This window comes from Caballeronia sp. LZ008, assembly GCF_031451435.1.
In the GTDB taxonomy this organism is placed as follows: Bacteria; Pseudomonadota; Gammaproteobacteria; order Burkholderiales; family Burkholderiaceae; genus Caballeronia; species Caballeronia zhejiangensis.
On sequence record NZ_JARUXK010000001.1, the window covers coordinates 836,304 to 848,210 of the forward strand.

Annotated in this window: 13 protein-coding genes; 6 read left to right on the forward strand and 7 right to left on the reverse strand. The window is 64.7% G+C overall.

The window, feature by feature from the left end:
- Positions 1-40: 40 nt before the first annotated feature.
- Complete coding sequence (locus tag QCE49_RS03955) at positions 41-952, reverse strand: PhzF family phenazine biosynthesis protein (protein WP_250456509.1); 912 nt, start codon at positions 950-952, stop codon at positions 41-43.
- Here QCE49_RS03955 and QCE49_RS03960 point away from each other — a divergent pair.
- Complete coding sequence (locus QCE49_RS03960) at positions 943-1,470, forward strand: hypothetical protein (RefSeq protein ID WP_250456508.1); 528 nt, start codon at positions 943-945, stop codon at positions 1,468-1,470. The two genes, QCE49_RS03955 and QCE49_RS03960, sit on opposite strands and share 10 nt — an antisense overlap.
- A 109-nt stretch (positions 1,471-1,579) precedes the next feature.
- Here the strand turns inward: QCE49_RS03960 and QCE49_RS03965 are convergent, their stop codons facing one another.
- The 4 genes from QCE49_RS03965 to QCE49_RS03980 form a co-directional block, all read right to left on the reverse strand.
- Positions 1,580-2,041, reverse strand: coding sequence for a RidA family protein (locus QCE49_RS03965; RefSeq protein WP_008350722.1), 462 nt, complete (start codon positions 2,039-2,041; stop codon positions 1,580-1,582).
- A 24-nt stretch (positions 2,042-2,065) separates the two neighbouring features.
- Complete coding sequence (locus QCE49_RS03970; protein WP_250456507.1) at positions 2,066-3,262, reverse strand: PLP-dependent aminotransferase family protein; 1,197 nt, start codon at positions 3,260-3,262, stop codon at positions 2,066-2,068.
- A 75-nt stretch (positions 3,263-3,337) separates the two neighbouring features.
- A complete protein-coding gene (locus tag QCE49_RS03975) occupies positions 3,338-4,279 on the reverse strand; it encodes a DMT family transporter (protein ID WP_250456506.1) in 942 nt (313 codons plus the stop codon).
- Positions 4,276-5,058 carry a VOC family protein gene (locus QCE49_RS03980; RefSeq protein ID WP_051079033.1) on the reverse strand — a complete coding sequence of 261 codons (783 nt, stop codon included), beginning with the start codon at positions 5,056-5,058 and terminating at the stop codon, positions 4,276-4,278. The genes QCE49_RS03975 and QCE49_RS03980 overlap by 4 nt, the downstream gene beginning before the upstream one ends.
- A gap of 177 nt (positions 5,059-5,235) precedes the next feature.
- On the opposite strand from QCE49_RS03980, the gene QCE49_RS03985 reads away from it, so the two are divergent.
- Positions 5,236-6,702: a PLP-dependent aminotransferase family protein gene (locus QCE49_RS03985; protein WP_034471274.1), complete on the forward strand. Its 1,467-nt coding sequence runs from the start codon at positions 5,236-5,238 to the stop codon at positions 6,700-6,702.
- On the opposite strand, the gene QCE49_RS03990 is transcribed toward QCE49_RS03985, so the two are convergent.
- Positions 6,699-7,244, reverse strand: coding sequence for a hypothetical protein (locus QCE49_RS03990; protein WP_034471272.1), 546 nt, complete (start codon positions 7,242-7,244; stop codon positions 6,699-6,701). The genes QCE49_RS03985 and QCE49_RS03990 overlap by 4 nt on opposite strands.
- 118 nt (positions 7,245-7,362) lie before the next feature.
- On the opposite strand from QCE49_RS03990, the gene htpG reads away from it, so the two are divergent.
- Complete coding sequence (gene htpG, locus QCE49_RS03995; protein ID WP_008350715.1) at positions 7,363-9,267, forward strand: molecular chaperone HtpG; 1,905 nt, start codon at positions 7,363-7,365, stop codon at positions 9,265-9,267.
- Positions 9,268-9,321: 54 nt separating this feature from the next.
- Here htpG and QCE49_RS04000 read toward each other — a convergent pair whose 3' ends face one another.
- The gene (locus QCE49_RS04000; RefSeq protein ID WP_008350714.1) at positions 9,322-9,579 is read right to left on the reverse strand and encodes a hypothetical protein; all 258 of its coding nucleotides are present in this window, start codon (positions 9,577-9,579) and stop codon (positions 9,322-9,324) included.
- Positions 9,580-9,716: 137 nt separating this feature from the next.
- Between QCE49_RS04000 and QCE49_RS04005 the strand changes: the two genes are divergently transcribed.
- Genes QCE49_RS04005 through QCE49_RS04015 form a run of 3 tightly spaced genes read left to right on the forward strand, consistent with a single transcriptional unit; the run spans position 9,717 to position 11,727 of the window.
- Positions 9,717-10,358 carry a chorismate lyase gene (locus tag QCE49_RS04005; RefSeq protein ID WP_250456505.1) on the forward strand — a complete coding sequence of 214 codons (642 nt, stop codon included), beginning with the start codon at positions 9,717-9,719 and terminating at the stop codon, positions 10,356-10,358.
- Entirely contained in the window at positions 10,355-10,837 is a 483-nt protein-coding gene (locus tag QCE49_RS04010; RefSeq protein WP_250456504.1) for a DNA-deoxyinosine glycosylase, read from the forward strand. The genes QCE49_RS04005 and QCE49_RS04010 overlap by 4 nt, the downstream gene beginning before the upstream one ends.
- Complete coding sequence (locus QCE49_RS04015) at positions 10,834-11,727, forward strand: spermidine synthase (protein WP_175981856.1); 894 nt, start codon at positions 10,834-10,836, stop codon at positions 11,725-11,727. The genes QCE49_RS04010 and QCE49_RS04015 overlap by 4 nt, the downstream gene beginning before the upstream one ends.
- The last annotated feature ends 180 nt before the right edge of the window (positions 11,728-11,907 follow it).

Below are 11,907 nucleotides of genomic sequence, written 5' to 3' on the forward strand. Positions count from 1 at the left end.
GGGTATACGCGCGGCGTCGGGCAGCGCGTAGGTCATTGTTTCAGATGCGGAATGTGCCGTCGATCACAGTTACCGAGGCGCCGCCGATCCAGATCGGTGCGCCGTCCGCCCCATCGTCGTATTCGATGCTGACGCGGCCATCGCGGCCGAGCGCCGTGCCCTGTCTCACCGTGAAACGCTGGCCGGGCCGCTGGTCCCGCGCGCGCAGCAGCGTCGCGAGCGCCGCGTTCGCGCTGCCCGTCACCGGATCTTCGATGTTCTCCGCGCCGAGCAGAATCACGCGCAATTCGAACGTCGCGGGTCCGCCGGCTTCGTGCGGCCCATACATGGCGATGCCGTGCGTGCCGACCTCGGCGACGAGCGCCGCGAGCGATTCGCGCGCCGCGCCTTGCAGCGACGTCGCGAAACACTGCGCCGCGTCCTTCACGCGCACGACGAGCCACGGCACGCCGTTGTCCAAGGCGGCGGGCGGCGAACTGAAATCGATTACGGCGGGTGCGAGTGCGGCGGCGAGGCGCTCGCACTGCGCATCTGAAAGCGGCGCGATGGTGGCGGGCGGCGCGGCGAACGCCCACTCGCCGCCATCGGCATCGCCATTGGCATCGCCGCGTTGCGCGAGCTCCACGAGTCCGACGCCGCATTCCTGCACGAGCCGGCCGGGCGTCTTCGGCGTGTAACCGGCATCGATGAGCGCGTGCGCGCTGCCGAGCGTCGGATGTCCGGCGAACGGCAGTTCAACTGCCGTCGTGAAGATGCGTACGCGGTAGTCGGCGCGCGGATCGGTCGGCGGCAGGAGAAACGCAGTCTCCGACAAATTCGTCCAGCGGGCGATTTCCTGCATGCGCTCGGCCGTGAGGCCTTCGGCGTCGAAGATCACCGCGAGCGGATTGCCCTTGAATGGAACGGCTGTGAAGACATCGACCTGCTTGAACTGGACGGTGCGTGAGGACATGGTTTTCGAATGAGTTCGATGGAAGGGCCATTCTGCCCCCAATACACTCCGGCGCGGTCTGTGAGAGGCCGCGGTCCGCGCTTCACGTTGCGGTCTGGCGCCGGGCGCGAGCGACCAATGCGGCGGCAAGCCGCTTCGTCGGCGTTTCACCTTCGACGGTCGACAATGCGAAGTACGCGATCTCGCTGGCGATCGACTATCAACTCGGCGTGCTTGTCACGAGTGCGCTCGACAACACCCCGACGCTTGACGGCAACGGCAAGGCAATCACCGACAGGAACGGTAATCCCGTCTATGCGACCTTGGGAGCCGATGCGGTGGCCAATCCGGCCGGTGGCGGTTATCTGTCGGTCGCGGATGCAGCACGTTTGACGTGGTCGGGTCCGAATGCAACGATCAGCACCGATCTGAAGGGCGTCTCCGCCGCGGCATACGATTCGCTGACCTTCCGCGTCGCCGTGGTGCGCCCGATGGGGCTGGACCTCGAGTTCCAGAGCTTCGGCCGTCCGGCAAAGTAAGACTCACATGAAGTGACGTGACGCACGCCCCGTTCTCGCGGTCCGGAGACGGGGCGTTGTCATTGGCGCAGGTGTTTGCGTCGCCTCGATGCAGAAGCGAAAGCGCGCCTTACGCGACTTCCGCGATCAGCTCGATCTCGACGCACGCGCCGAGCGGAATCTGCGCGACGCCGAACGCCGAGCGCGCGTGCTTGCCGGCATCGCCGAAGATTTCCGCGATCAGCTCGGACGCGCCGTTCGTGACGATGTGCTGCTCGGTGAAATCGAAGGTCGAGTTGACGAGGCTCATCACCTTGACGATGCGCTTGACCTTGTTCAGATCGCCGACGTGCGCGTGCAGCGTCGCGATCAGGTCGATGGCGACGCTGCGCGCCGCCGCCTTGCCTTCTTCCGTCGTGATGTTGTCGCCGAGCTTGCCGACGTGGACCTTGCCGTCCTTCTTCGCGATGTGTCCGGAGAGATACACCGTGTTGCCGCTCTGCGCGCTCATCACGTAAGCGGCGGCGGGCGCGCCCGCGACGGGCAGGTCGATGCCGAGTTCCTTCAGCTTGTCGTACACGTTCGATGCCATCGGTTGCTCCTCTAAACGTTGAAATCAGATGCTCGCGCGGATCAGCGCGCCGAGCTTCGCGACGCCTTCGTCGATCGTGGCGGGCGGCACCGTCACGAACGAAAGACGCATGGTGTTGTGTTCGGCTTCGTTGGCGAAGAACGGGCCGCCCGGCACGAAGGCCACATTCTGCGCGATCGCCTGTTCGAGCAGCTTCATCGAATCGATGTGTTGCGGCAGCTTCACCCACACGAACATGCCGCCTTCCGGCCGGTTCCATTCGACGCCCGCGGGCATGTGGCGTTCCAGTGCGTCGAGCATCGCGTTGCATTGATCGCGATAGAGCGCGCGGATCTTGGGAACGTGCGTGTCGAGGAAGCCGTCTTTCACCACTTCATAAACGATGCGCTGCGTGAGGCTCGGCGTGTGCAGGTCGGTCGCCTGCTTGGCCTGCACGAGTTTGAAGTGCAACTCCTCGGGCGCGATGATGTAGCCCACGCGCAGGCCCGGCGCCAGCACTTTCGAGAACGAGCCGAGATGCACGATGTGATCGGGCGCCATCGACAGCATCGTGGGCAGCGGCGCGCCCGCGTAGTCCAGCGCGCCGTAGGGATCGTCCTCGATCACCGGGAACGACGCATTTTGAGCCAGCGCGGCGAGCGCGCGGCGGCGTTCGAGCGGCAGGCGGCGGCCGGTCGGGTTCTGGAAATTCGGCTGCGCGTAGAGCAGGCGCGCGTTCGCGGTGAGCGTGGCGTCAAGCGCTTCGGGGATCAGGCCCGATTCATCGGTCGGCACCTGCACGTAGTGCGGCTCGAATAGCGAGAACGACTGCAGCGCGCCGAGATACGTCGGCGTCTCGACGAGCACGCGGCTGCCCGGATCGACGAGCGTCTTGCCGAGCAGGTCGAGCGCCTGCTGCGAGCCCGTCGTGATGAGCACCTGCGTCGGACGGATATGCGCGCCGTTCACCGAATACCGCTTCGCGATCCACTCGCGCAGCGGCATGTAGCCTTCGGTCGCGCTGTACTGGAGCGCGGCGGCGGGCTGGTCGCGCAGGATGCGTTCGGAGGCGTGTCGCATTTCCTCGACGGGGAACGTCGCCGGCGAGGGCAGGCCGCCCGCGAACGAAATGACTTCCGGCCGCTCCGTGACCTTCAGGATTTCGCGAATCGCCGAACTGGTGAGCTTGCGAGCACGTTCGGAGAGTTGCCACGGCGTGGCGCGGAGATCGGCTTGATTCATGAAATGCCTCGATTGTCTCTGGGGTGATTTCTTATCGCGGAACGTACCGCAAACGTCGATTATCGCGCGAAGGCGTCATCTTACGTGCGTCGTGCCGGCAGCGACCACGGCCGGCTGCGGCGCGGCGCGCACGGCGGACTTGCGCCCGAGCACGACCGTCACGATGACGGCGGCCGCGTACAGCCACGTCGACCCGCTTACGTGCTCGCCGAAGAAGAGCGCCGAGAACGCCATCGTGAAGAAGATCTGCAGCAGTTGCACTTGCCCGACGCGCGCGATGCCGCCCATCGCGAGTCCGGCGTACCACGCGAAGAAGCCGATGAACTGCGAGAACAGCGTCACGTAGCCGAACGCGAGCCAGGTCTTGAGAGCGAGCGGTTCGGGATGCGTCGCGTGGCTGCCGAACAGTTGCGCCCACGCGAGCCAGCCGACCGGCAGCAGCAGGAACGGCGCCGAGAGCACGAGCGCCCAGCAGATGACCTGCCAGCCGCCCATCTGACGCGCGAGCCGCGCGCCTTCCGCATAACCGAGCGCGCCGATGCCGACCGCGACGAGCATCAGCAGGTCGCCGGCCTGCAGCCCGCCGCCGCCCGCCTGCAACGCGAACGCGACGACGATCCCGCTGCCCGCGATCGCGCTCGCCCAGAACGCCTTCGACGGCCGCTCGTGCGAGAGCCACGCGGCATAGATGGCGACGCACAGCGGCTGCAGGCCGTTCACGACCGCGCCGTGCGACGCGGGCACGGTTTTCATCGCCCACGCGGAAAACACCGGAAACGCGATGATGACGCCCAGCGCGACCACCGCGAGGCTCTTGACCTGCGGCCACGTCGGCAGCTTTTCGCGACGCCACAAAAGCAGCGCGGCGGCGGGAATGGCCGCGACGAGCGCGCGTCCGAGGCCGTTCAGGATCGGATTGACTTCCGCGACGACGATGCGCGTCATCGGCAGCGTCAGGCTGAAAATGACGACGCCGATCAGGCCGAGCAGCATGCCTTCGGTTTCGCGGGTCTTCATTGTGCGGTGTCTCCGTGGTCGGTCATGTCGGGTGATTCCGTTTTCTTCGGGCGACGTGGCTTCGATGCCGCCCGCGCCTCGGCCTGTTCCGCCGATTCGCCGAGCGTGAGCGTCGTGCCATCGGGCAGATCGAACTGCGCGACGAGCACCGGCGCGCCCGCCGTCTCCTCGACGCGCATCAGATGCGCCGCGCCGAGCCACGCGAGCTGCTCCGCCACGGCCCGCGCGCGCGGATGAAACCCCGTCAGCGAACGCAGCGCGATGCCGGTTTCCGGCAGCGCGCCGCTCGGATGACGCGGCGTGTCCCACTGAATCAGCGACGGCAGCACGCCATCGCCGGCGCCCTGCCACGCGGGGAACGCGCCGTCGTCGGGAACGGTCAGGCCCCAGGTATTGCCTGCGCGCGACATCGCCGCGACGGGCGCGATGCGTTCCGGATACTGCTCGCGCCAGCGCGCGAGCGACTTCGGCCGGTCCACGCGCGCGACCCAGTGCACGAGCTGCGGTCCGTGCTCGTCGAGGCGGCGCTGCATCGACGGATCGTCGAGTGCGAAAAGGCGTGGCCGCGCTGCTTCGGCATTCGCCGCCGGATCGATCGCGATCACTTCGAGATACGCGCCGCCCCACAGATTCAGCAGCCGGTTATGCGTGCCCATCAGCGGATGCGCGCCGCCGGGCGCGGTTTCCACGCCGAATTTCGCGGCGACGAACTGCGCGCCTTCTTCCAGCGTGCGTGCGGCGATCACGAGGTGATCGAGTTTCAGTCGATGGTCGGTCATGACGGGCAAAGCGATAAAAAGGGCCGATAGCATAGCGCTTCGTTCGCACGCGACGCGCAGCCCGAAAGCAAAATGTAGCCGCTTGCACCGGAACAGTAACGGTACAATCGGCCCCATACTATTCGGTACACTTTTTGACGGCCCAGTCACGCTGCGCGCCGCAGACCGGAGGCCCGCATGTCCGTTCCGCTCGATCAGATTCCCGCCCCGCACGACGCCGCGCAGCTCACGCTCGTCGATCAACTGGTGCAATGGGGGCGCAGGCGCATCGACGAGCGCGTATTTCGTCCGGGCATGCGGATGCCGTCGATCCGCAAACTCGCGCTGGATAAAGGCGTGTCGCGCTTTACCGTGGTCGAGGCGTACGAGCGGCTCGTCGCGCACGGCTATCTCGATTCGCGGCGCGGCTCCGGTTTTTACGTGCGCGAGCGCATCGCGCCGACGCTCGTCGCGAAGGGCGAGACGCCCGCCGTCGCGGCGGATCGCGAGCCGGTGCAGAACACCATCGACGTGGTCTGGCTGCTGCGCAACATGCTGCATACGTCCAGTCCTGAAAAAGGGCCGGGGCTCGGCTATTTGCCGGGCCGCTGGCTCGACGGCGAATTGATCACCAACGCGCTGCGCTCGCTGTCGCGCCAGAGCGGGGCGCAGATGCTGGGCTTCGGCACGCCGCAAGGCTTTTTGCCGCTGCGCCAGCAGTTGCAGACGCGGCTCGAGGAACTGGAGATCGGCGCGTCGGCGGCGCGGCAGATCGTGCTCGTGTCGGGCATCACGCAGGCGATCGATCTCATTTCTCGCCTTTATGTGAAGCCGGGCGATGCCGTGATCGTCGGCGATCCGGCGTGGTTTCAGATGTTCGGCCGCTTCGCTTCGCAAGGCGCGCGGCTCGTCGGCATGCCGTACACGCCCGACGGCCCCGATCTCGATGCGCTGGAGACGCTCGTCGCGACCTGGCGGCCGAAGATGCTCATCATCAATTCGGTGCTGCAGAATCCGACCGGCACGTCGCTGACGGCGGCGCAGGCGTACCGCATCCTGCAACTCGCGCAGGAATACGACTTCATCGTCGTCGAGGACGATGTCTACGGCGATCTGTGTCCCGCTGGCTTTCCCGCGACGCGCCTCGCATCGCTCGATCAGTTGAAGCGCGTGATCTTCCTCGGCAGCTTTTCGAAGACGCTCGCGGCGAATCTGCGCGTCGGGTATATCGCGGCGGCGCCGGAAGTCGCGAAAGCGCTCGCGGATCAGAAGATGCTCGTCGGCATGACGAGTCCCGAGCTCAACGAGCGCGTCGTCTACAAGGTGTTGACGGAAGGGCATTACCGGCGTCACGTCGAGCGGCTGCGGGCCCGGCTCGACGGCGTGCGCGACAAGACCGCGCGCATGCTGGAAAAAACCGGCCTCAGACTTTTCGCGCCGCCCGCTGCGGCAGGCATGTTCCTGTGGGCGGACGCGGGCATCGATTCCGATGGACTCGCGGCAGCCGGACACGAAGCCGGTTTTCTGCTGACGCCCGGCAGCCTGTTTTCGCCGCATCAGTCTCCGACGACGTGGATGCGCTTCAACATCGCCAATTGCGGCGATCCGGCGTTGCCCGCCTTGCTGTCGAACTATCTGGAAAAGGCCGCGCGGCGCAGCGCCTAGCGGCGCCGTCCGGCAAGCCTTGGCAGATTGCGGCGCGCGGCGGGCGCGCGGATGAACTCCGCGAGCACGGTCTCATAGAGCGCGAGCGCGCCGGGCGTATGCCGGTAGCGATGCTCGTAAAGGCGGTTTTGCCCGTCGCAGAACTTGAGCGCGAAATAATCCGCGAGCAGGTTGCCTTGCGCTTCCATGTTGTAATCGCAGAGGCGCTTGTCATCGGCGAGCGTGTACGCATACCGCAGGCCGATGCGAATCGCGCCGCGCAGCCGCACCGGATAGCCGAGCTGGAATTGCCAGACATGCGTCATCTCGTGGATGAACCACATGCGGTCGGCGATGTCGCAGGCGGAGAAGTCGTCCTGAAAACATCCGCGCGGAAAATAGAGGTTGCCGTTCGGCGCCATCGCCGTGCGGCGCGGCTGCAGGCCGAACGGCAGATAGGCGCGCGCGTGCACGCGCACCCGCGAATAGTCGATGGCGTCGCGGAAGATCGAACGGGCGATGTCGATCTCGCCGGGTGTGAGTGCGCGGGCGGTGCGGTGCATGCAGGCATCATAACGGCGTGCACGTCGCTCTTGAAATCGAGCGGCGCGCCCTTATATCGGACGAATTCGGCCAACACGGCCAACGCATCCGCATCAACGAAATCAAAGAGGAACCGACATGGCGCAAGAAACCATGAGCTTTCAGGCAGAAGTGAAGCAGCTTCTGCATCTGATGATCCATTCGCTCTACAGCAACAAGGAAATTTTCCTGCGCGAGCTGATTTCCAACGCATCCGATGCCGCGGACAAGCTGCGCTTCGAAGCCATCGAGAACAGCGCGCTCTACGAGAACGATCCGGATCTGCGCATCCGCGTGTCGTTCGATAAAGCCGCGCGCACGGTCACCATCGACGACAACGGCATCGGCATGAGCCGCGACGAAGCGATTTCGCATCTCGGCACGATCGCACGTTCGGGCACCAAGGAATTCTTCTCGAAGCTCTCCGGCGACCAGCAGAAGGACGCGGCGCTCATCGGGCAGTTCGGCGTCGGCTTCTATTCGGGTTTCATCGTCGCGGACAAGATCACGGTCGAGACGCGCCGCGCCGGTCTCGCGGCGAACGAGGGCGTGCGCTGGACGAGCGCGGGCGAGGGCGATTTCGAAGTCGAGGACATCGAGCGCGCGCAACGCGGCACGACCATCACGCTGCATCTGCGCGCGGACGAGGACGAGTTCCTGTCGACGCATCGTCTGAAGTCGATCATCCAGAAGTATTCGGATCACGTCGCGCTGCCCATCCTGATGAAGAAGGAAGAGTGGGACGCCGAAAAGAGCGAGATGGTCACGAAGGACGAGGATGAGACCGTCAACCAGGCGAGCGCGCTCTGGACGCGTCCGAAGAACGACATCACGGACGAGCAGTACAAGCAGTTTTATCAGCACGTTTCGCACGATCACGACGAGCCGCTCGCGTGGACGCATAACCGCGTCGAAGGCCGCAGCGAGTACACGCAACTGCTGTACGTACCGAAGCACGCGCCGTTCGATCTGTGGAACCGCGAGCATCGCGGCGGACTGAAGCTCTACGTGAAGCGCGTGTTCATCATGGATGACGCCGAGCAACTGCTGCCCGCGTATCTGCGTTTCGTGAAGGGCGTCGTCGATTCCGCCGATCTGCCGCTCAACGTATCGCGCGAAATCCTGCAGGAAAGCCGCGACGTGAGGGCGATTCGCGAAGGCGTGACCAAGCGCGTGCTGTCGATGCTCGAAGAGCTCGCGACGTCTTCGGCCGAAGCCACCGAAGACGCCGACAAGCAGAAGTACGCCACGTTCTGGAACGAGTTCGGGCAAGTGCTGAAGGAAGGCATCGGCGAGGACTTCAGCAATCGCGAGCGCATCGCGAAGCTGGTGCGTTTCGCATCGACGCACAACGACAGCAACGAGCAGAACGTGTCGCTCGCGGACTACGTTGCGCGCATGAAGCCCGAGCAGACGAAGATCTATTACGTCACCGCCGATAGCTGGCAGGCCGCGAAGAACAGCCCGCATCTCGAAGTGTTCCGCAAGAAGGGCGTCGAAGTGCTGCTGCTGACGGACCGCGTCGACGAGTGGATGCTGTCGTTCCTCAATGAGTTCGATGGCAAGCCGCTGCAGAGCGTCGCGCGCGGCGACCTCGATCTCGGCGCGCTCGACGACGAGGAAAAGCAGCAGCAAGAGAAGGTCGGCGAGGAAATGAAGCCGCTCGTCGAGAAGATGAAGGAAGCGCTCGAAGGCAAGGCGAAGGACGTGCGCCTCACGTTCCGTCTCACCGATTCGCCGAGCTGTCTCGTCGCGGATGAAGGCGACATGAGCGGTTATCTGCAACGCATGCTGAAGGCAGCGGGGCAGAACGCGCCGCAAGCGGAACCGATTCTCGAAGTGAATCCTGAGCATCCGCTGGTGAAGTCGTTGAATGCGGATAACGCCAATTTCGTCGACTGGTGTCATCTGCTGTTCGATCAGGCGTTGCTGGCCGAAGGCGGCGCGCTGGAGGACCCGGCGAGCTTCGTGAAGCGCACGAACGCGTTGTTGCTTGCGCGGTAAGTCTTTGCAGGTGATTTGAATGAACGCGCCGCCGGGGAACCGGCGGCGCGTTTTTTACTTGCTCTTGCGTTCCTTGTTCGACTGAGCGATGAGCGATGCCGCCATCCTTCGGGTCTCTTCCGAATACTTCGGGCTTCTCAATGCTTCCGATGCCTTGTGTTCCATTGCCGCGCCGGTCTGTTTGTTCGTGTGGCGCTGCGCGAGAACCGATCCCGCGAAGCTCTTCGCAATCTTCGATGCGTGCGGATCATGCAATGTCTTTTCGGCGATCTCGGTGACTGCTTTCGACGACTGTTTCTTGTTGATTGTCATAGTCTTGTTTCATTGATTCTTCGTCTGGACGCCGCGCCTCGGTGATGCAGTGTTCGCGGCCAATCCCCTTATATCCGTGGATGGCGAGCAATTCCAGCCGAAACGTCCGAATAGCGGGTGCCTCTATAATCCGCCGCATGCTCACGCCCAACGATCCCATCGACGCACACTGGCGCGTCGTCCCGCTTGCCTCGCTCACCGACGCTCAAAAGGACTGGCTCACGCGCGGCGGCTCGCTGACCGCGCATCTGCGCACGCTCGGCGCGGTGACGGTCGAAGTGACGCGCGAAGCCGTCGCTATGCCGTGGCGCGACGAATGGCGCGCGCTCGATGTCACGCCGCGCACGCCCGTCTGGACGCGCGAAGTCACGCTCAAGGTCGATGGCGCGCCGTTCGTCGTCGCGCATAGCGTCGTGCCGCTTTCGCACAGCACGGGCATCTGGCAATCGATGCGCCGTCTGCGCACGCGTCCGCTCGCCGAACTGCTTTATAGCGATGGCAGCGTGTCGCGCTCGGCGCTCGTCAGCAGAAGGATCACCGCGCGGCATCCGCTGCATCGGCTGGCATCGGCGCATAGGGAAAGCGCGCATGCGCTCGTCGCGAGACGATCCGTGTTCAAGCGTCACGGCGCGCCGCTGATGGTCACCGAATGCATGCTCGATGCGCTCTGGACGCGCCTCGACGTATCAGCCGCGAAAAAGCACCATTGGGAACACGCGCGTTCGCTCGAACATCTGAGCTCGCATGCGAAGCGCGTCGCGCACGGCGAGGCGAAATGAAGCTCGCGGGATTCGAACCGGTCGGCGATGACGCCACGCACACCCTCATCCTCGGCAGCTTTCCGGGCGTCGCATCGCTGGCGGCGACGCAGTATTACGCGCATCCGCGCAATCAGTTCTGGCGGCTCGTCGGCGCGGCGATCGGGGAATCGCTGCACGAACTGAGCTACGACGAACGTCTGGCGCTCGTGAAGCAGCACGGCATCGGCTTATGGGACGTACTCGCCGCGTGCGAACGCGAAGGCAGTCTCGATGCCGCGATCCGCAACGCATCGCCCAACGACTTCGCCGTGTTCCGCACGCGCTTCCCGAACTTGCGCAAGGTCTGCTTCAACGGCAAGACCTCGGGCAAGTTCGCGCCCGTCCTTGCAGCGGCAGGCTACGCGACGCTCGTGCTGCCGTCGTCGAGCGCGGCCAATGCTATCCTCTCGTTCGATCAAAAATTGCGCATCTGGCGCGACATCCTCACCACACAATGACGAATCTCATCAAGCGCGCGTCGGCCGAAGCCCGCGCGTTCGGCCGCAAGAAAGACAACGCCAAATCGAAGCGCAATCGCGACGATGACGAGCTCGCGAACGCCCCGCGCATCGAGGCGCCGCGCAAGCCGCGCTTCGCGCCCGTGACGTTCTCGGAAGAGGGCGGCGTGCGCTATCTGCATTTCGGCACCGAATGGGTGCAAGGCGCGATGCGTTTGAAGAAGCCCGATCACATCGAGCTCGAATACGCGCAGCAGATGATGGCGTGGCTGCTCTTCATCGAAACGCCCGAGCGCATTGTGCAGCTCGGGCTCGGCGCGGCCGCGCTCACGAAGTTCTGTTACCGCTTTCTCAAGCGCGCGAAGGTCGAAGCGGTCGAACTGAACCCCGCGGTCGTGATCGCCGCGCGCGCGATGTTCGAACTGCCCTATGACGACGCGCGCCTCACCGTCACCGAGCGCGACGCGTGGGAGTTCGTCAACGATCGCGCGAACCACGGCACGATCGGCGCATTGCAGATCGATCTCTACGACGCCACCGCGCGCGGCCCCGTCCTCGACAGCGTGTCGTTCTATCGTGCGTGCCGCGCGTGTCTCACGCCCGAGGCGGGCGTCGTCACGATCAATTTGTTCGGCGATCATCCGAGCTTCGTGCGCAACATGCGGCATCTGAACGAAGCGTTCGATCATCGCGTGATCGCGCTGCCCGAAGTGCACGACGGCAATCGCGTCGCGCTCGCCTTCGCCGGTCCCGCGCTCGACGTGCCATTCGCCGCGCTCGAAACGCGCGCGAAGCTCATCGAAGCCCAACTCGGCCTGCCCGCGCGCAAGTGGGTGAAGGGTCTCGCCGAAAGCGCGGGCATCCCGACGACGGGTTCGTTCTCCATCTGACCGAACATGCATCGGGCCGGAACGTGCGTTCTGGCCCTTTCGCGGCTATCACAGAAGCAAGCAGAGAAATCAGCGGAATCTGAATAGTCGGGATTCTCCCTGATTTGAGCGCTATTTATCGGTCCATATACTCCCTCTGTTATTTCGGGGCGCTTCAAGCGGCATGTCTACCCGACGACC